The organism is Peribacillus sp. RS7, assembly GCF_041956845.1.
Lineage (GTDB): Bacteria > Bacillota > Bacilli > Bacillales > DSM-1321 > Peribacillus.
Genome location: NZ_CP168135.1, coordinates 5,479,047 through 5,498,071, shown reverse-complemented (window position 1 = coordinate 5,498,071; position 19,025 = coordinate 5,479,047). Strand labels below are relative to the sequence as shown.

The 19,025-nt window shown below is 38.1% G+C and carries 18 protein-coding genes; 12 read left to right on the top strand and 6 right to left on the bottom strand.

Annotated elements, in window-relative coordinates:
• The first annotated feature begins 24 nt into the window (after window positions 1-24).
• The 3 genes from ACDZ29_RS27125 (at window position 25) to ACDZ29_RS27115 (ending at window position 4,144) form a co-directional block, all read left to right on the top strand.
• Window positions 25-1,452 carry an amino acid permease gene (locus ACDZ29_RS27125; protein WP_289325543.1) on the top strand — a complete coding sequence of 476 codons (1,428 nt, stop codon included), beginning with the start codon at window positions 25-27 and terminating at the stop codon, window positions 1,450-1,452.
• A gap of 140 nt (window positions 1,453-1,592) precedes the next feature.
• Complete coding sequence (locus ACDZ29_RS27120) at window positions 1,593-3,035, top strand: aldehyde dehydrogenase family protein (RefSeq protein WP_375089361.1); 1,443 nt, start codon at window positions 1,593-1,595, stop codon at window positions 3,033-3,035.
• A 74-nt stretch (window positions 3,036-3,109) separates the two neighbouring features.
• On the top strand, window positions 3,110-4,144 hold the full coding sequence (locus ACDZ29_RS27115) for an aromatic ring-hydroxylating dioxygenase subunit alpha (protein ID WP_375089360.1): 1,035 nt from the start codon (window positions 3,110-3,112) through the stop codon (window positions 4,142-4,144).
• A 271-nt stretch (window positions 4,145-4,415) separates the two neighbouring features.
• Here the strand turns inward: ACDZ29_RS27115 and ACDZ29_RS27110 are convergent, their stop codons facing one another.
• A complete protein-coding gene (locus ACDZ29_RS27110; RefSeq protein WP_375089358.1) occupies window positions 4,416-4,829 on the bottom strand; it encodes a DUF5392 family protein in 414 nt (137 codons plus the stop codon).
• A 626-nt stretch (window positions 4,830-5,455) separates the two neighbouring features.
• On the opposite strand from ACDZ29_RS27110, the gene ACDZ29_RS27105 reads away from it, so the two are divergent.
• On the top strand, window positions 5,456-5,836 hold the full coding sequence (locus ACDZ29_RS27105) for a hypothetical protein (protein ID WP_289325539.1): 381 nt from the start codon (window positions 5,456-5,458) through the stop codon (window positions 5,834-5,836).
• Window positions 5,826-6,296, top strand: a complete 471-nt coding sequence (locus ACDZ29_RS27100; RefSeq protein WP_370015598.1) for a hypothetical protein — start codon at window positions 5,826-5,828, stop codon at window positions 6,294-6,296. Before ACDZ29_RS27105 ends, ACDZ29_RS27100 begins: the two co-directional genes overlap by 11 nt.
• A 106-nt stretch (window positions 6,297-6,402) precedes the next feature.
• Here ACDZ29_RS27100 and ACDZ29_RS27095 read toward each other — a convergent pair whose 3' ends face one another.
• Genes ACDZ29_RS27095 through ACDZ29_RS27085 form a run of 3 tightly spaced genes read right to left on the bottom strand, consistent with a single transcriptional unit; the run spans window position 6,403 to window position 8,010 of the window.
• On the bottom strand, window positions 6,403-6,978 hold the full coding sequence (locus ACDZ29_RS27095; RefSeq protein WP_370015596.1) for a hypothetical protein: 576 nt from the start codon (window positions 6,976-6,978) through the stop codon (window positions 6,403-6,405).
• Between the two features lie 20 nt (window positions 6,979-6,998).
• Window positions 6,999-7,565: a membrane-spanning protein gene (locus ACDZ29_RS27090; RefSeq protein ID WP_289325536.1), complete on the bottom strand. Its 567-nt coding sequence runs from the start codon at window positions 7,563-7,565 to the stop codon at window positions 6,999-7,001.
• Window positions 7,566-7,569: 4 nt separating this feature from the next.
• On the bottom strand, window positions 7,570-8,010 hold the full coding sequence (locus ACDZ29_RS27085; RefSeq protein ID WP_375089356.1) for a GerAB/ArcD/ProY family transporter: 441 nt from the start codon (window positions 8,008-8,010) through the stop codon (window positions 7,570-7,572).
• A gap of 267 nt (window positions 8,011-8,277) precedes the next feature.
• On the opposite strand from ACDZ29_RS27085, the gene ACDZ29_RS27080 reads away from it, so the two are divergent.
• From ACDZ29_RS27080 to ACDZ29_RS27070, 3 genes are all read left to right on the top strand, one after another.
• Window positions 8,278-8,565: a hypothetical protein gene (locus ACDZ29_RS27080; protein ID WP_375089354.1), complete on the top strand. Its 288-nt coding sequence runs from the start codon at window positions 8,278-8,280 to the stop codon at window positions 8,563-8,565.
• Between the two features lie 654 nt (window positions 8,566-9,219).
• Window positions 9,220-10,413, top strand: coding sequence for a M14 family zinc carboxypeptidase (locus tag ACDZ29_RS27075; RefSeq protein ID WP_370015578.1), 1,194 nt, complete (start codon window positions 9,220-9,222; stop codon window positions 10,411-10,413).
• A gap of 315 nt (window positions 10,414-10,728) precedes the next feature.
• Window positions 10,729-11,793 carry a M14 family zinc carboxypeptidase gene (locus ACDZ29_RS27070; protein WP_370015577.1) on the top strand — a complete coding sequence of 355 codons (1,065 nt, stop codon included), beginning with the start codon at window positions 10,729-10,731 and terminating at the stop codon, window positions 11,791-11,793.
• 637 nt (window positions 11,794-12,430) lie between these two features.
• Here the strand turns inward: ACDZ29_RS27070 and speB are convergent.
• A complete protein-coding gene (gene speB, locus ACDZ29_RS27065; protein WP_289315917.1) occupies window positions 12,431-13,399 on the bottom strand; it encodes an agmatinase in 969 nt (322 codons plus the stop codon).
• Window positions 13,400-13,800: 401 nt separating this feature from the next.
• Here speB and ACDZ29_RS27060 point away from each other — a divergent pair, with 401 nt between their 5' ends.
• Entirely contained in the window at window positions 13,801-15,147 is a 1,347-nt protein-coding gene (locus tag ACDZ29_RS27060) for an APC family permease (RefSeq protein ID WP_289325531.1), read from the top strand.
• Window positions 15,148-15,441: 294 nt separating this feature from the next.
• On the opposite strand, the gene ACDZ29_RS27055 is transcribed toward ACDZ29_RS27060, so the two are convergent.
• Complete coding sequence (locus ACDZ29_RS27055; RefSeq protein ID WP_370017069.1) at window positions 15,442-16,296, bottom strand: MurR/RpiR family transcriptional regulator; 855 nt, start codon at window positions 16,294-16,296, stop codon at window positions 15,442-15,444.
• Between the two features lie 217 nt (window positions 16,297-16,513).
• Here ACDZ29_RS27055 and ACDZ29_RS27050 point away from each other — a divergent pair, with 217 nt between their 5' ends.
• Genes ACDZ29_RS27050 through ACDZ29_RS27040 form a run of 3 tightly spaced genes read left to right on the top strand, consistent with a single transcriptional unit; the run spans window position 16,514 to window position 19,020 of the window.
• Window positions 16,514-16,924 (top strand): PTS sugar transporter subunit IIA, encoded by a 411-nt coding sequence (locus ACDZ29_RS27050; protein WP_289325530.1) that lies wholly within the window; start codon window positions 16,514-16,516, stop codon window positions 16,922-16,924.
• On the top strand, window positions 16,924-17,394 hold the full coding sequence (locus ACDZ29_RS27045; protein ID WP_370015575.1) for a PTS system mannose/fructose/N-acetylgalactosamine-transporter subunit IIB: 471 nt from the start codon (window positions 16,924-16,926) through the stop codon (window positions 17,392-17,394). The genes ACDZ29_RS27050 and ACDZ29_RS27045 overlap by 1 nt, the downstream gene beginning before the upstream one ends.
• A 39-nt stretch (window positions 17,395-17,433) precedes the next feature.
• Window positions 17,434-19,020, top strand: a complete 1,587-nt coding sequence (locus ACDZ29_RS27040) for a PTS system mannose/fructose/sorbose family transporter subunit IID (protein WP_375089352.1) — start codon at window positions 17,434-17,436, stop codon at window positions 19,018-19,020.
• The last annotated feature ends 5 nt before the right edge of the window (window positions 19,021-19,025 follow it).

The following is a 19,025-nucleotide window of genomic DNA, read 5'->3' as shown; positions in this document are numbered from 1 at the left end:
TATCAATCAGAAAGGGGGGCATTCATGGAAACAAAACATGAAAATCAGCCAAAGGAATTACAGCGTTCGATGAAGAGTAGACATTTATTCATGCTCTCCTTAGGTGGGGTAATTGGAACAGGTCTTTTCCTGGGATCAGGATATGCGATCGGTGAAGCTGGACCCGGAGGAGCGATTGTTGCCTATTTGGTCGGTGGTTTATTAATGTACTTGGCGATGATTTGTCTCGGTGAATTATCGGTAGTGATGCCGGTTTCAGGTTCCTTTCAGGTCCATGCAACAAAATTTATCGGACCCGCCACTGGATTTGTCATCGGCTGGATTTACTGGCTGAGCTGGGCTCTTTACGTAGGCTTGGAATTTGTGGCGGCTGGTTTGCTCATGACTAGATGGTTTCCTGATATACCAGTATGGATATGGTGTGTGATATTTACCGTACTTTTGTTCACCATAAATGCTTTAACAACGAGAAGTTTCGCTGAGACAGAGTACTGGTTCTCAGGGATTAAAGTACTTGCCGTTATTCTGTTCATAATTATCGGTGCGGCCGCAATGTTTGGATTGATTCATATGGATGCTCAACCTGCTCCGTTTTTTTCCAATCTTATGGGTGATGGACTATTCCCTACAGGATTCACGGGTGTGTTTATATCAATGATGACGGTCGTATACGCATTCCAGGGATCGGAAATCATGGGGGTTGCAGCAGGAGAGACGGAAAACCCGCAACAAAGCATTCCGAGAGCGATTCGTAACATCGTAATACGTGTGCTGCTTTTCTATGTTCTAGCAATCTTTGTTCTGTCGGCTATCGTTCCGTGGCAAGAAGCTGGGGTGCTGGAAAGCCCTTTCGTCACCGTTTTTGAAATGGTAGGCATTCCTTATGCCGCTGACATTATGAATTTCGTGATTTTGACGGCGGTGCTCTCTGTTGGGAATACGGGTCTGTTTGCTTGTACCAGGATCCTTTTCTCCCTTTCTCAAAACGGTATGGCACATTCCTCATTTGGAAAGCTCAATCGGCGCGGTGTACCCATTAACGCTTTACTCGTCACTCTGTTCTTTGCCTTGCTGTCGTTACTTACTAGTGTAGTAGCGGAAGAAACGTTATTTGTTGTGTTACTTTCTATAAGTGGGGTTGGAGGGGTACTTACTTGGATGGCGATTGCGTTCGCACAGTACAGATTCCGTAAGCAGTATATCAGAGAGGGCGGAAAGGTGGAAAATCTGAAGTATAGAGTACCTTTCTTCCCTTTTGCCCCGATTCTCTGCATCCTTATGTGTCTAGGTATTTTCGTGTTCACGGCATATGATCCGACACAGCGCACTTCGTTGTATTGGGGATTAGGTTTCGTCGCTGCTTGCTATATATTTTACTATTTTAGATATACGAGAAGGAAGGTAGATGTGCCTACCTTATCAAATGAACAGCAAAATGATTTCGTTCAATAGAAATTCTTAATACGCCCACAAAAGAAAACGTGCCACAATTCGAGTATGAACGAAATGTGGAAGAATTCATTTTAGAAGATTCTAGTAATAATCAAATCTTTAATCTAGATGTAGAAAAATAGAATGCGGGAGGAAATTGTATGCGTTACTTAAATTATATTAATGGAAAATGGCAAGAACCAACTACAGGGGAGTATAAGGAAAATCTTAGTCCCCATAATGGAGAAAATTTAGGGGAATTTCCATCTAGTGCGGCGGCTGATTTACATGATGCAGTTGCAGCCGCAAAAAATGCATTTCCCGATTGGAAAAAACTGTCGTTTCAGCAACGGGCTTCATACTTGCAGAAAGCAGCTGATATTTTGAAAAAGAATGTGCAGGAAATAGGTCAGGATTTGATAAAGGAAGAAGGGAAACCATTCTTGGAAGGGATGGGGGAAGCCAACCGTGCCGTTAGCATACTTGAATATTATGCTGCTGAAGCTCGGCAGCCACTTGGGGAAGTAATTCCTTCAGCTAATGCCAATACATTTTTGTACACTACTCGCACTCCGCTCGGTCCGGTGGGATTGATTACACCATGGAACTTTCCTATTGCCATCCCTGTATGGAAATTGGCGCCGGCCCTGATTTACGGGAATACAGTCGTGATTAAACCGGCTGATCTTACACCTAAGTCTGTCTATCATGTGATGAAAGCATTAGATGAAGCCGGTCTTCCAGCTGGTGTCATTAATTGTGTGTTCGGAAGAGGTTCCATCATTGGAGCTGCATTGGTGGAACATCCGGATGTGAAGGCTATATCTTTTACCGGCTCGAATCAAGTAGGTCAGAAAATTCAAAAACAGGCCATTGGACATGGGAAGAAAGTGCAAGTGGAAATGGGAGGGAAAAACCCGCTCGTCGTCCTCGCTGATGTTGATCTTGAAAAAGCAGTTGAAATTGCTGTAGGAGGAGCTTTTAAATCCACGGGGCAAAAATGCACAGCAACTAGTAGGGTGATTGTGGAAGAAGGAATTTACGAGGCTTTCCGTGAACGTCTTGTCGCGCGTACGAAAGAATTAAAAGTGGGCGACCCGCTCAATGAAGAAACATATATCGGTCCTGCTGTATCTAGATCACAACGCGATGGTGTGCTTGATATGATTGATGCTGGGAAATCAGAAGCGACGCTTTTGTGTGGAGGAGAGATTCCGACAGAAGAGGAATTGGCGAACGGTTTTTATGTCAGGCCGGCTATCTTTGAAAATGTTCCTCAACATGCCCGCATTGCACGGGAAGAAATATTTGGGCCAGTCATCGCTCTTTTTAAGGCCGGAAACTATGAGGAAGCAGTTATGATGGCGAATGATACAGAGTATGGATTGAGCGCAGCAATTTGTACGAATAATTTAACGGCTGCTCAACGGTTTATTGAAGATGTCGAAGTGGGTCTTGTACATGTCAATTCGGAAACAGCAGGAACCGAACCGCAAATGCCATTTGGCGGATGTAAAAATTCAAGTGCAGGCAGCCGTGAACAAGGAAAGAGTGCTGTTGAATTCTATACAGAGGTCAAGACAGTCTATATGGATCGGATATAACTGGAAATTGAAAATAGTAAGTATTAAGCGTTGAACTTTAAAAAATTAGCTAATTATCTGGAGGGATTTTCGATATGACTACGAAAAAAGAAAATGTACAATTTAGCCCAACATTACCTTATTCACGGTATGTTGATCCAGAGGTATTTAATGAAGAAAGAAAAAAGATTTTTAGGAAAAATTGGATATTGGTGGGGCATGCCAGTCAAGTTGAAAAAGTAGGCGACTTCTTGACTTTAGATGTCGCCGGAGAGCCTATTATCGTTTCTCACGGAACTGATGGAGAACTGCGTGCTTTCTATAATATTTGTCCTCATCGTGGAATGAAAGTGGAAAACTCTGATAAAGGAAATAAAAAAGTTTTACAATGTGGATACCATGGATGGACATTCAAATTAGATGGAAATGTAAATAGAGCTCCTAATTTTAAAACGAATCAATTGGGAGTACACAGCTGTATGAAATCCATTCGTTTAGAAGTTCAGAATGCTATGATTTTTGTCAATCTAGACAAAAATGCACCTTCCTTGGCAGAAGCATATCAGGAATTTCTAGAGGAAATGAAAGAGTATCACTTCTTTCATTCTCTAAAACTAGTTAGGGAAACCCGGCGTGTAGTTAAGGCTAATTGGAAAGCTGTTGTTGACAACTACCTTGAATGTGACCATTGTTCCATTGCTCATCCAGGCTTTGCAAAATCTTTTGATCTAGCGAACTTTTGCACAACGACACACGACAAATTCACCTATCAATATATGACAGCAAGCAAGAATTCTGAAGGTGACCAAGCGCGCTTTTATTGGATTTGGCCAAATATGATGATTAACGTTTATCCAGGAGACGGAAATGTGAATACCATTCAAGTAATTCCTGTTGATGCAGAGACGTCGCTAGGTATTTATTGTGATTATTCCCTTAATGAAAAAACAACAATAGAAAAAGAAGAATATTTTAATTTCGTTGATCAAGTACGCCAGGAAGATTTTGAACTTGTGGAAAAATTGCAAAAAGGATTAAGTTCTCAGGCGTTTACAAATGGTATCTTTTCTCCAACTGAACATGCTGCAGTCTATTTTCATGAACTCATTGATAAGAACCTCCATGACTAATTATTGTGCAGCCCAATTGAAATAAACGTCATTTAAGAAACGTTAATACAGAGAATTTGCAAGATATTTTATTCAACCTTTTTTGGCAGGGATCTATCGTAAAGTGGTCTTGCCCGAATAAGTAGAAGTTTAAAAGCGAAGCAACCAACCAGTGTGAATCGGAAGTCTACCCGAGCATACTGGTTGAGTTGTTTTTTTAATGCGCTAATCGTTTGTTGACTTATTTCAACGACCGATAAAGTTATAAAAATTCACGAACTTTTTTTTGTATTTACTCATTGTGTGAGGATTTGTTCTTACTTTGTTGTTCCTCGGCAAGAAACTCAATAAAAACATTCATGGCAGATAGCGGATGCTCATTTACCCTTTTAAAGTAATTACTTTTTCTGGAATCTGTTAAATAGTTGCTTTTTTTGATTCTCTCCAACATATATTTTTGACTCATTTTCACTATTTCTTTTTGGTTGTGCTTGTTTTCTTTTAATAGTGCAAATCCTACAGCTCCCACCAATGCATAGATTCCAAGTGCGGTTTTCGAGATGGGTAAGGATTCGCTCTTAAATAAAAGGAAAAAAAGGTTAATGATGGAAAATCCTATCATCACCGTCGAAAAAAATCCGTATTTCAAATTTTTCTTCAACAATGGGGATAATGATGATTGAAGTTGTTCGATTTCGGCTTGCATGAAACCAGGTATTTTATTTATTTTAATATTTATTGTTTCCTCCTTATTACCTCCAAAAAGTATATGCTATTAAAAATCTCATCTATTTAATGAAACAGGAAAAGGAACCTAATAGTATAATCTTATCTTTTGGAAATGCATTTGTCATTTAATATACATCTTGGAATCCTTTAAGGGAAAAGTAAAAGAGAAGGTGAAGCAACAGGGGCCATGACTAATAGGGGTGCTGCAGTTATTTTCATGAGCTAAACTTATACTTAGCTTTTTCTCATTATTTGAATCCAGTTGAAAGTTGGAGCACTTATCTAAGGACAAGGCATTATCCATTCCATTGTCCGGGCTCTATTTGGAACTGGCAGTATGTTAAGGGACAAACAAATATCCTTTGCCATATTATCTTAACAAAGGTATAAATAATGAATGAAATATGGTAAAATAGTCCTAAAATGGAAACCTTACATTTCGTTTTTTCATTATTAATATTTATGGATGGCCAACTCGCGCCTTTTTTTGTCATAAATACGTGACTATTGTGGTATTTTGTTCATTTAAATCGAGTTTTGGTACAAATCAATATATAATTAGAAAGCGAGATAATAGTTTCAAAGATTAAGGAGGGACATAGAATGATGGAATGGGCTCTAGTCATTTTGTTTGGTGCAGCAGTTTTACTGTTCATTTTATCGTTTATTAAAAAGGATTCTGTAAAAGTGGACAGTCAATTGGAGCAGATTGCTAGCACTTTTGGGGATGAAATGAATGTATTACAGGAAAAAATCAGGAACATCGAGATAGATGCTGAAATTACGGTGCAAGAAGCAGGCATTCTTGCAATGTCTTCCGAAAAGCGGAGCTTGTTGCGTGAAGTACTCGACCTACATAAGCGAGGCTATTCATTCGAAAGCATCGCACTGAAAACAAAACAGACAGAAAATGAGATAGAAAACTTGCTTACTCCTTACATTAAAACGAAGAATGAAAGGAGTAAAGTGGCCAATGACATCTAAATCAATGCGCAGCTTTGCCGGAGGCCTTATTGTTGCAGCAGGTTTGTGCGGTGCAGTGTACTTCTTTGTTCCAGGTGAAGCGACCGGTACATCAGAGAAACTATCGGAAGATGATATGAAAGAGTCCCTGGCTTCTGAAGGGTATGTCATACATTCCGAAAAAGAATGGGAAGATCAGATTGCTGAAGCAGAGGCAATTAAAGATAAAGCGGAAGCGGAAAAAGAAACTGTAAAAGAACCAACAGAAAAAATCATATACCGAACAGTTCTGACAGTGTCTAAAGGCTCGACAAGCATCGATGTGGGTAAAAACCTTCAAAAAGCAAAAGTCATTAAGAATGCCTATGGGTTTTCTGATGAGGTTGAAAAGAAAGGCAAGGCCAACGGATTACGTCCTGGAACATACGTGGTAGATAGTGAGATGACGACGGAAAAGATCATATCTATCATATTTAAATGACAAAAAACGACCATCCATATGATGGTCGTTTTTTATATGCAGTCAACTTTTTTGAAGCAAAACGTTAACAATAAGAAAAAAGATCTGATTAAACCAAGTGTAATTTTCAAGTTTTCTTTACCTTAACCTTTGTCCGAACTCCGGCCCACACTGCAATGATAAGACCTCCAACAGTATCCGCGATCAAATCTATCATTGTATCTTTATTTCCCCCGCCTTGTAATGTCATTCCGAATAATTGATCGGAACCAAATTCGTAGATCTCCCATATAACACCACCAAGTGCTGAGAAAGAGAGGGTAAACAAAAAGACAAACCAAGGAGATATCTCTTTACCTGCATTTCTGTATATTAAACGTTCATATAAAGCAATACCTGTAAAAGCAAGAAGGGATCCGCTTAGTAAATGTAAGAGTGTGTCCCACCACCCCAGACCATACCAGCCTAAAATAGATCCTAAATATTGTGAACCGAATAAGAAGACTAAATAGGAAATGATAATTGGCAGATTGAATTGAAGCTTGGTAAATAGGGCCAATAGAAGGGGAATTGCTCCACATGCCACTCCTCCTATCGAAACCAGGGATTTGAATGTTTCATCGGTTGTATAGTAAAAGATAGATAAAGCCGCCATGAAAAGGACATACACTAAACTTAATAAAATAACTAGCTTTCTATTCATAAGATTACCTCAACAAATCATTATAATTTTGATTTTTTTATACAGGAATAACTGGAGATAAGCAGACCACCGATAAGACCGCAAATTATATCGTACATGGTATCCTTATTACCGCCTCGCTGCATGGTATGAGTAAAAGTTAGATCACCTACATACTCATAGACTTCCCAAAGGACAGTGGCAAGGACTGCAAGTGAGAGTACAAAAAGAAAGGTGACCCAGCTTGATATATCTTTTCTCGACTTTTGAGGAATGAATTTTTTATAAAGAGCAATTCCAACAAAACCCACGAAAATACCCTTGTAGAAGTGAAGGGTAGAGTCCCACCATTTTAAATCCACATAAAAATTTGCGATTGACCCTAAAAATGTCGTACAGAAAACAAAAACATAATAACCGATTATGATTGGAATGTTAAAAGGATTATTTTTTACAAATAGTAATGAAATGGGCAACGCACTTACTAATATTCCCCCTAAAGCTACCATCCATCGGGAAGAATCATCTTTTATGAGGTAAAAGATGAGTAAAACAGTCATGAATACTATAAAAACCAGACTAAGTATAATGATTATTTTATGTTTCAATATATCACCTCATTCGTAACTTCATTACGATCATATCCAATTTATCCTTAATGCAACCGTCATTCTCTAATACTGGCTGTATGTTTTGAACATTCGCTTGAGGTATGACAGAAATTAAAAAAATAGTAAGTAATATTAGAACAGGTATGAAGAAAATTTCCAATGTGCGTGTAAAAGTTTCAATACCAAGGCGAGCTGTCAAGATCACTACTACAGCTAACAATATATTCAATGCTACAAGTGGTGTATCCGGCATCCAAAAAGTTTTAATGAAGAACCATACAAAAATTAATGCAACTCCTGTGCCAAATAATGCAGCAAGCCACGCATCCTGCTTTGCAAAACCAGCTAAAGGAGAAGGAGTATGTAAAATAACCGTTCCAACCGAATACAAAAGGATTAAAATCATCAATTGATGTGATGAAATTTTGAAACTAGCAGGCATTCAGATTCACATTTTTGTTTGTTCCTTCCTTTTTAATACTCCTTAGTTTTGGCCATTTTATGTTCAAGTTATTCAAATGGCCAAATTAATTTGAAACAATTAATGATCATTACAATAATTTTTTTAACATGCTTTTGATTAGAGGAGGTTAGCATTGAAATCTCGAGTTCCTATCCCATTGAAGAAGTTAACTAACCTACCCTATCCTTTTTATAAACTGGGGATGAGGATTGGTATTGGTGATTTTTTGAAAGGGTCGAGGTCATTGTGGCCTTCATTTGGATTTTTACAGAATATTTTAAGTTGACCATTTGCTTTTATGGACTCGCCTTAGGACTAGCTCAATTGCTAGGTCTGCAAAATTACAAGATCCTTCTTTTCCCATTAGCTTTTCTAATTCTCACTTTTACAATCTTTTCGCATCCCGATATAGTGCATTATCAAAACTTTATGTCTATAGCCTGGACACCTTTTTCCTTAACCATTTGTTTTTTTATGCCGTTATTATTATTAATGGTTGGAAAAATAAGAAAAAAATTAGAGAAGCAGCCCTAATGTAAAGATAGGTAGTTTTGACGGTTCCCAGTAGCTTATGGTGTATCATTGGATGTCCCAGTGGATGCCGATGCTAGGTATACCCGAAGCTCAAACAGTAAACGAATCGAAACAGGTCAACAAATTTATTGCTGAATTTTTGATAAGAAAAGGAACTACGATGAATTAACTGTGATGTTATAGTAGTACAAATTATCAATTCGACTATTACAAGCCAATATCAGCAACAATTCGTGATACACATGTCGCGGATTTTTTGACGTTGGAAAATGGGGCTTCTTTCATAAATGAGGATGTAATCACGATCTGAACAAGGGAGCGTAGCACCCATCTAATAGTTACTTGTCTAGTCCAATGTTCTTCATGCTTCATAGAATAAAACAAGTACATAAGAATAGGGGGAGGGAAATTGAGTAAAAGCAGAAGGATAAAAAATGTCTGACATTCTCTTTTTTTTGCTGCTTTTCATCGCTTAGGATTGAATGAAAATTCGGCTGGAAGGGCATTGCGAATTTTTTCAATGGCGAACCATTCAACTATTATGTCTTGAATCATAAAAAAAGCCATATTACGACATCAAATTCCAACATATTTCTACTTTGCCAAATTGTATAATGGGACAGAAGAATACTTTAAGGGAGTGATCGTTGTAATATGAAGAACAGAAAAATTGTTTCTACACTAGGAGTTTTCGTTTTATCTGCGAGTATCGCGGCACCGACATTGGCAGCAAAAGAAACATCCCCAGGAACACCTAGTCAACAAACTTATTCCGTTTCAGGTTTTACAGACCATGCTGAACTAGGGAAAAAGCTAGAACAAATTGCAAGTGATAGCCAAGGTAAAGTGAAAGTGGATGTAGCTGGATATTCCAATAGAAATAGAGAAATCTATAAAGCTTCCGTGGGGACAGGTGAAAAAGTAGTTTTAATTCAAAGTGAGATCCATGGAAATGAGAAGACTGGTACGGAAGCCATCTTGAATATCTTGAAGTTTTTGGGGACCAATTCTCCTGAAGCGGAGAAAATTCGCAAAGAAATTACCCTTGTCGCTTTGCCTAAAATAAATCCGGATGCTGCTGAATTAAACCGTCGGGGTAATGATATGACCTGGTCTGAGGTCGTGGAACAATTTCCACAACTGGCTGGAGCCAAACCATCTTGGAACTATTATACATATAAAAATGAATCATTTGATTATGAGTCCAAACCTGGATTCGATGTCAATCGTGACTTTAATCCTGATTTGAATTATAACCCTCAAGCTAAAGACTTCCCTGGAAAATCATCCACCCCCGGTTGGTTCATAACACCTGAATCACAAGCATCACGTGATGTTTACAAGTCTTTAATTAATCAATATGGGAAGGTGGAGATTTTTGTGGACTTGCACCACCAAGCTCCCTATTATGAAATCGATGGGACTGATGATTTAGTCACATACTCGATTTCCGGTCAATTTGTTCCGGATCCAAGAACACCTTCAGGACAAGCGTATGCCAAATATGCAAAAAACTATAATTATGATTTTTCCAGACAATTAAATGTAGCGGTATACAATGCTATGAAACAACAAGGTAATTCCCCATTTGGAAATATATCCTTATATCCGCAAAACCAAAACCTTCCTGGAACGGCACTAGGAGCCTTTGCTTTAAACGGAAGTGGGACAGTACTCTTTGAAGTAAGGGGCCAAACACAATCCTTTGGCCAAAAGAAAAAAGGCATGCTTACTAAAGCAGTGGAAAGCGGGTTATATGGGATAATTGATGGTGTTACTGATGGATCTGTATATAAAATAAATCCGGAACAATACGAGTCAATTCCCCTGACGGAGGGCAGGCAATAAAAAAAATAAAATTTAGTGGGAAAAGATATTTATATTAACTTCCAGTATAGGATTGAAGTAACCAGACGGATACCCGCCTGGTTTTTCTTCATGATCGGTTTCGATGAATTTTTCACTTAAATCTTTCAGGAACAACACAGGCAGAACATTTTTTTGAGAGAATCGCCTTTGTAAATGAAGTCCTTTCAACGGTTATTGTTTAATAAATGATATTAGTTGGAAACATAGTTATTTTTCACTATTAACACAAAGTGTTAAAAATGTCAGAATATTAATAAGGTTATATTAATTGTTAAATTAATAAGGAGGGGTTTTATGAGTTTTAAGAAGAGAGTTCTAACAGTTTCATTATCTAGTTTAATGACTTTAAGCGCAGTAACAGCTGTTGCGCTACCAGTCGGAGCGGTTGGAAATGGCCCAAGTGCTGGAAATGGTCAAGTTACAACTTCAAATCTACATACATATGAAAGCTTGGTAAGTTATCTTGAAACCCAGGATGCTAAACAAGAAAGATTGGCACTGGAAGTAATCGGGGAAACGGTAAAAGGGAGAGATATTTACCTAGCTAAGTATATTTCAAATCCTAAAAACCCAACTATACTATTTTTAACTCAACAGCATGGAAATGAACAACTGACTACTGAGGGTGCACTCGAATTCATTAAACATCTAGGCACGAATAAGACTAAAGGTTTATTGGACAATGTTAATATTCTGATCATCCCTATGTTAAACGCAGATGGGGCAATGGGAGATGTTAATTTCCCTCTTGATGACTATTTAGCAAAAGGTGATCGACATCTAACCCGGGCAAATGCAAACGGGATTGACTTGAACCGTGAGCATGATAAAAAAACTGATCAAATGCAAGTCGAGGTAAAAGCTTTACACGAAAATGTATTTGCGAAATATGATATAGATTACATGATAGATTTACATCATCAAGGGACGTTAAGCGAAACTGATGGTGAACTTGTTTCAGGTTCCATTCTTTATCCTACAAACGCTAACGTAAAGCCAGAAGTGTTAGAAGCTTCAAAAAAACTGGGTGCTGTTGTATATAACTCAATTGAACCTGCTGGTTGGGGCCATATTGGTAAATATGATGGCGGTTCAGGAGAAAATATAGGTCGTAACGGTGCAGCTGTTCGTTATGATATTGCCACTCTGTTATTTGAGATGCGAGGTATGTCTGACCACAATGTCGAGTCAGTAGCACTTGGACAAAAAAGTAATGGTTATCTAATAAAGCAAACGGTAACCACTTTGGATGCAGCTGTGAGAGCTCTTGCCGATGATTCTATTGAAACTGTTGATGCAGGCTTTTGGGACACCCTGCCAACACAATCCAATCGTCCTGGGGCAGAATCAGACGAATAAACTAACGGCATGTAAGACTGTAGACAAACTTGAAGAAAAGCGAGTTTGCCTGCAGTTTTTTTATTTGAAATACGTTCCAGTTGTTTTCAGAAATCCGCTTCCTTTCCGCCAAGCCTCCTCGCCGCAGCATCTTTGGTGTCTCGGCAGCCAGTTATTAAGCAGGAGTGTCGCAAATTTCTTCAATCTAGAAAGGTTTCATCCCATTTAAAACAGTAAAAATCATGGAGTATAACCAAGTCATGCATTAAAACCATATCATTCCCTCGGTAAAATCTCTGAAAGGGATAGAGATCATTCGAACACCATTGTGTCGAAAAAACATCCCATTCCTACAAATGGGATGTTTTTTGTGGTCTTTACCCTATGAAATCGGAAACAGGATGAGATACGCATTATCCGACCTGAAGTAAACTTGGATTTTCTAGAAGCCTAACTTTTTAATCAGTTGATATGACATTATTTACAGTGAATATAGCAGGATTATATAAAAAGATGACATTGAAAAAAAGCATCCGCTTTCACCCAAGCAGATGCTTTTTGAATTTTAGGAATTTTTTATTTTGTACTTAGCTCGGTAAATGTGTAACGATAACAGTTCGACCTGGATGGCCATTCTTTAGAAGTTGGAGTTTTCATCCTATAAACTATTTTGGGTTAAATTCTCCTTTTTTTGTTCTTCTTTTAATTGTAAGGCTACTAAACTGGCAAAGTCATGAATGATGGTGGCTGCCAACAGTGATGTGATTTGTGTTGGATCATATGGTGGGAGGACTTCCACCAGGTCGAATCCAATAAAATTGAATCCTTGCAGAGAACGTATCATCTGTAGGGTTTCAAAGCTATTTAGACCGCCAACCTCCAAAGTGCCAGTACCAGGAGCACAGGATGGATCAACAAAATCAATATCAAAGCTCAAGAAACATGGTGTATCCCCAATGGTTTTCTTGACTTCCTTCACGACATCTTCGATTCCTCTTTCCTTCAGCTGGGGCGTAGTTATCACATTGTAGCCTAGATCGGTACTGGAATCTATATCTCCTGGATGATTGAGCGTACCTCTGATCCCAATCTGGAAAACTTTATCCGTTTGGAGCAAACCTTCCTCATATGCACGGATAAACGGGGAACCATGCCAATATTTCTCATCATAATAAGTATCCCAGGTATCTGTATGTGAATCAAAATGGAGAAGTGCAACTGGCCCGTGTATTTTTGCGGCAGCTCTTAGATTAGCCAATGTTACTGAATGATCTCCTCCGATGCCTATTGGTATGATCCCATTTTTCATTAAGTCTGCCATAGCCTTTTCGATTAACTCATAGCTTCGGTGTATATTATGGGGGATCACTGAAACATCCCCAATATCAATGGCATTACATTCGTCAAAAGGGAACACCTTTTGAATGGGATGATAAGGAAACAAGGTCATGGATGCCTGGCGGACTGCCTGTGGTGCAAACCGGGCTCCTACCCTGAAGGAAGCAGCTGTATCAAAAGGCAAACCTACCACTGCCAATCTGGCATTTTCTCTTGAAGAAGGTAAGCGCATAAATGATCCGGTCGTACAGAACTCTGGTTTAACATCAGGGGATAAAGGATATTTCATTTTTGTATTCCTCCATTTTCTTATAACTTTAATAGTTTTTAAACTCTTATAGGTATTTATGCAATTACCATGCCAAGTCACAGGTAGTGATTTCTTGCGGTTTCTAACCAGGTATCATGTGCTTGGAATATGCAAGGGCGAATAATTTATGGGAATATGAATCGCCAATTTAAAGATGCTGAACAACTTAATTCCTATGAATCAATCCAATGCAGTCAAGAATACGGGAAATTAAGTGCATTTCCCGCATATTTCATTTATCGAAGTAAACCGTTATCATTTGGCACAAAACTTGCATTAAGGTATACAGTTGAAATTATTTTAAGAGGGAGGTATTGAAATTTATCTATTTAAGAATATTGATCCTACTATTTGAAAGCGGTTGCAAGGAGGAATGATAGGTGGAAAATGAGGTTACATTGAAAAGAACGCTGAAATTATGGCAAATTGTTATGATGGGGTTAGCTTATATGACACCCATGGTCGTATTTGATACATTTGGCATTGTATCTGGGATTACGGACGGCCATGTGCCGACTGCTTATATCGTGGCATTGGTGGGGATGCTTTTTACAGCCGCAAGCTATGGAAAACTTGTAAAGGTTTTTCCTGCTGCAGGTTCTGCCTACACTTATACGCAAAAGGCCATTAACCGGCATTTAGGATTCCTGGTAGGATGGTCTTCGTTGTTAGATTATCTATTTTTACCTATGGTAAATGCATTGTTGACCAAAATTTATCTCACAGCATTATTTCCAGGAGTCCCAACATGGGTATGGGTAGTATCTTTCGTAGCAATCGTCACCATTCTCAATCTCCGGAGCGTCAATGTACTTGCTAACTTTAATGCGCTATTTGTTTTAATTCAGATTGCCATCATGGCAGTGTTCATCATTCTTGTTGTCAAAGGTTTGCACAATGGGGAAGGTACGGGTGAAGTGTTTACAATAAAGCCTTTCGTAAATGGGGGAATGGACTATTCGGCAATAATAACCGGAGCCACGATTCTTTGTTTTTCCTTTTTGGGTTTTGATGCGGTGACGACACTATCCGAAGAAACGCCAGATCCGAAAAAAACGATTCCAAAAGCGATATTTTTAACTGCACTTTGGGGTGGAATCATCTTCATTACCTCTTCTTTCTTCATTCAGCTCTTTTTTCCGGATATATCCCGTTTTAAGGAACCGGATGCTGCGTTACCGGAAATCGCCCTATATGTAGGCGGAAAGCTATTTCAATCCATTTTTCTGTGTACGACTCTCGTCAATACGCTAGCATCGGGACTGGCATCGCATGCCAGTGTATCCCGTCTTTTGTATGTTATGGGCCGTGATAAAGTGTTTCCGGAAAAATGGTTTGGATTCATTCACCCTAAGTGGAAAACGCCAGCCATTAATGTACTCATAGTTGGGGTCATTTCATTGTCCGCTTTATTCTTTGATTTAGTGACAGCCACATCACTGATCAACTTTGGTGCATTAATGGCCTTTACCTTTGTAAATCTGTCAGTGATCAGCCATTTTATCATTCGTGAAAAGAAGCATCGAACTATAAAGGGATGTATCCAATACTTAATTATGCCTTTAATCGGAGCTATAGCAATTGGCATTCTCTGGATCAATCTAGAGACAAGTTCACTAATAATGGGAACAGGCTGGTTTATTATTGGGTTTTGTTATCTATTATATATCACAAAGGCATTCCGAAAAGCTCCTCCCCAATATCAAGTTGAAGAAATTCAGCTATAAGACTTTGCAAGGAAAAACGCATTCTAAAAAGAATGCGTTTTTTTATTATCATTTTTTATATATGCAATCCTGAAATGCTTATGAATTAATATATATGTCTGGAAGAGTGTAACTGATATAGCAAAAGTGTTCAAAGTTGAAACCAATATTAATAGGGTGATAGATAAGAATAATGTGCATGACTAATTATTTTTGATTACATGACTATATAAAATTAGCATGCAAGTATGATGAGTTTGTTTAGGATGGTTTACGCCTCTTAACGAAATGTAGTAAAACACATCCTTAAACAGGCTATCTTCTTAGACGTAGAATTTCTTCACGTGCTTTTTGATAATTATCTATGGTTTGTTTATCAATTCGATGAAAAACACTTAAGTAAAGAGCATCAACCATGTTAAGTTGCATGATTCTAGATGCTATACTACCGATTCGGTGATCATGTTCGATGTCAGGAAAACAAAGTTGTATACTTGCTATTTTCAATAAAGGAGACTTTGTATAAGCGGTTATTGCCAATACTGGTACGTTTATCTTTTTTGCATATGTAGCCATCTCCAATACATCTTTTGTTTTGCCAGATGTGGAAAAAAGAACTAATGCATCTTCTGAAGTGAAATTGGAAATATAGGAAATCACTGTATGAAAGTCAGTGTTCATTCCTGTAGTAACGCCAAGTTTAGCGAATTTATTACTGGCATCCAATGCAGCAGTAGAGGAGCCCCCGACACCAAAAAATGCAATTTTCTTTGCTTGGCTTAAGCATTCTACTGCTTTTTCAAACTCTTTTTTGTTCAGAGTTTGTCCTAAAGATTCTAAAGCAAATTTATTGCTCATAGTTACTTTTTGGAAAAGTTGATAGGGAGTATCATTTTCACGTAGTAAAGAAAGATCATTAATGTTGGCATTATTTGAACTCATTTCTTTTACTAATGTATGTTGAAAGGTTTTAAAGCTGTCTATACCCATTCTTTTACAAAAACGCACAACACTAGCTTGGGAAACATTTGCGTTGATTGATATTTCAGAAATCGTGTAAGTTTGCACCAAATCTGCATGGTCCAATATATATTTGGCTACTTGCCGTTCAGCACGAGACAAGGAATCGGCTTTTTCTTTTATTTTTTGTAATAAAGTTAAGCTCATAATATGTCCCCTTCATTAAATATTTTATTAAATGATGTAAACTCCCTATTGTTTCATTTATATCATAAATGAAATGTATTTTGCACATAATGCAAAAAAAAATGCCATAAATGAAATTTTATTTCTTGTTTTATTAATAAAACCTTGATTTTTTAATTCTTTTTCCATAAGATAAGTTTATGTAAATATTCAAAAAATTCTGTTATAAGGAGGAGGTAGTTTGAATCGGGCCATTTTACTTGTAAGTCATGGGAATTTAGCTTCGACTATGAAAGACTGTGTAGAGCTTATAGCAGGGAAACAGAAGCAACTCTTTGCATTGAGCATGGATGACCAAGTAACGTTAGATTCATTTTCAAGAGAACTAGAAACGGCAGTCAATCAATTGTTGGATCAGTACAAAGAAATAATCATTCTGGCAGATATTAAAGGGGGGACCCCATGCAATGCAGCTACACTTCAAGTGTTAAAAGGTAGCCGGGTACAAGTAATCGCTGGTTTCCATTTAGGTTTAGTTATTGAATCTTGCCTTTCACCTGTAAGTCCCAAAGAGCTTATAGCTAATACCTCTATGAGCATTAGCTATATAAACTCTACAGTTAACCCCATAAATATTAAGGAGGAATTGTAATGAGTATCGTTGTTACCCGTATCGATGAACGGCTCATACATGGGCAAGTTGCTTATTCATGGAGTGTTGCTTATCAAGTCACAGAATTTATTGTAATTGATGATGGCGTTGCAACCGACCCTACACAACTTTTGTTACTTAGCTTGGCAGTACCTTCGGGGAAAAGACATGCTATCCTTTCTGTCGAAGATGCAGTGAAATATCTAGTTGAGCGGTCTGATCAGGAAAAAATGTTTATCGTAGTAAAAAGTCCTCGAGTCCTTTTATCTCTCATTGAAAAAGGTATCATTCTGCCTTCTATAAATGTAGGTGGCATGTACTATAAAGAAGGAAAACAGGAAATAAGTAAAACAGTCTATTTGGATGAAGAAGATAAATCTGTTTTTCTCAAGATTAGAGATCACGGAATCCCTTGTGAAATCAGAACCTCTCCTAATGATAAATCCATTGATTTATTTAGCAAGATTTAATGGTCGAAAAGATAGTCAGTGTAAAAAGGGGGAGGAAAAGTGGAAATAGAGTTAATATCAGCGATTTTGTTAAGTGGTTTTGTTGCAATTCTCATGACCGAAAATTATGGGTATGGATATTGGATGATTAGCCGTCCCATTTTTGCTGGACCATTATTAGGACTAATAATGGGAGACCTACAAACGGGATTGATTGTAGGGGCCAGTGTGGAATTGATGTTTATGGGGGTCTTACCGATTGGAGGTAGCGTTCCGCCTAATGCACAAATTGCTGGTCTAATAGGGACCATTTTCGCGATAAGTGCCGGGGGTAAGCCTGAGGTTGGAATTGCTCTGGCATTACCAATCGGTATTTTAGCACAATTTTTAATCATGCTAGCTTGGAACTTTAATATTTATCTAGTGCATCGGGCAGACAATGCTTTACAAGAGCTTAATCTAAAAAGGGCAGAACGGCTACACCTTTCTGGAATAATCGTTTTTTTTACAGTTATGTTCATTCCAACTTTTTTAGCCGTTTATTTTGGCAGTGAATTTGTAAACAATCTGGTAGACTCTATGCCTTCTTGGTTTATGGAAGGATTAAAGATTACAGCAGGAATTCTACCTGCAATAGGAATGGCCATGCTCCTGAAAATGATGAACCTCAAGAAGTTTTGGTCATTTTTCCTAATTGGATTTGTTCTGGCAGTCTACTTGGAACTGAATGTACTTTCGATAGCCTTGTTGGGTCTTGGAATCGCGATCAGCATTTCAGCAGTGGGAACGAAAGGAAATGATAGTGGAATTTCCCGTGATTCCTCCCGACAGAGTGCAGCTAAAACGACGATTCTGACAAGGAAAGATTTAATGAAAACTTTCTTGCGTTCTTTCTTCAGCATGACGTCTATAAATTATGAGCGTTATGGCAGTTTAGGGTTCTGTTATGCGATATTGCCGGCACTCAAAAAACTCTATCCAAATAATCAGGATTTAAAAGAATCTGTTGTTCGTCATAATGAGTTTTTTAACTGCCATCCGTATACTTCCAATGCCATCATAGGTGTTACTCTTGCACTTGAAGAACAACGAGCGCAAGGAAACCCCATCACCTCTGAAACAATTTCTTCTACGAAAGCCGCATTGATGGGACCACTCTCTGGAATTGGTGATTCTGTGTTTAAAGCAACTTTTATGACCATTTTTGCAGCAATTGGCGCTGGTTTGGCGTTGGATGGAAATTCACTTGGACCCATTATATTTATTGTACCAAACGTCTTGCTCAATATTTTTTCTCGTTACTACGGTATTGTCTATGGGTACCAGTTTGGGATAAGCCTAATCCTTAAAATGAAAGACTCTGATGTACTAAATAAGTTTGTTCAGGGAGCTACCATTGTAGGATTAATGGTAACAGGATCAATGGTAGTGAATTTTGTTAAAGTGGGCGTGGCTGCTAAATGGAACTTTGGTGGAAAAGAAATAAATTTGCAAGAACTTCTTGATTCAATTTTACCTGGGCTTTTGCCCCTCCTCTTAACACTTGGTTTCTTATGGGCATTACTTAAATATCAAAAGGCTATCTACTGGTTAATCTTCCTTTGCTTTATTGTAGGATTAGCTGGTAAATTCTTAGGAGTTCTTTAGGTGGT

Excerpts from the sequence above, each read along its gene's own strand:
- ACDZ29_RS27125 (WP_289325543.1), top strand. The coding sequence starts at position 25 with ATGGAAACAAAACATGAAAATCAGCCAAAGGAATTACAGCGTTCGATG.
- ACDZ29_RS27120 (WP_375089361.1), top strand. The coding sequence starts at position 1,593 with ATGCGTTACTTAAATTATATTAATGGAAAATGGCAAGAACCAACTACA.
- ACDZ29_RS27115 (WP_375089360.1), top strand. The coding sequence starts at position 3,110 with ATGACTACGAAAAAAGAAAATGTACAATTTAGCCCAACATTACCTTAT.
- ACDZ29_RS27110 (WP_375089358.1), bottom strand. The coding sequence starts at position 4,829 with ATGCAAGCCGAAATCGAACAACTTCAATCATCATTATCCCCATTGTTG.
- ACDZ29_RS27105 (WP_289325539.1), top strand. The coding sequence starts at position 5,456 with ATGATGGAATGGGCTCTAGTCATTTTGTTTGGTGCAGCAGTTTTACTG.
- ACDZ29_RS27100 (WP_370015598.1), top strand. The coding sequence starts at position 5,826 with ATGACATCTAAATCAATGCGCAGCTTTGCCGGAGGCCTTATTGTTGCA.
- ACDZ29_RS27095 (WP_370015596.1), bottom strand. The coding sequence starts at position 6,978 with ATGAATAGAAAGCTAGTTATTTTATTAAGTTTAGTGTATGTCCTTTTC.
- ACDZ29_RS27085 (WP_375089356.1), bottom strand. The coding sequence starts at position 8,010 with ATGCCTGCTAGTTTCAAAATTTCATCACATCAATTGATGATTTTAATC.
- ACDZ29_RS27075 (WP_370015578.1), top strand. The coding sequence starts at position 9,220 with ATGAAGAACAGAAAAATTGTTTCTACACTAGGAGTTTTCGTTTTATCT.
- ACDZ29_RS27070 (WP_370015577.1), top strand. The coding sequence starts at position 10,729 with ATGAGTTTTAAGAAGAGAGTTCTAACAGTTTCATTATCTAGTTTAATG.
- speB (WP_289315917.1), bottom strand. The coding sequence starts at position 13,399 with ATGAAATATCCTTTATCCCCTGATGTTAAACCAGAGTTCTGTACGACC.
- ACDZ29_RS27045 (WP_370015575.1), top strand. The coding sequence starts at position 16,924 with ATGAGTATCGTTGTTACCCGTATCGATGAACGGCTCATACATGGGCAA.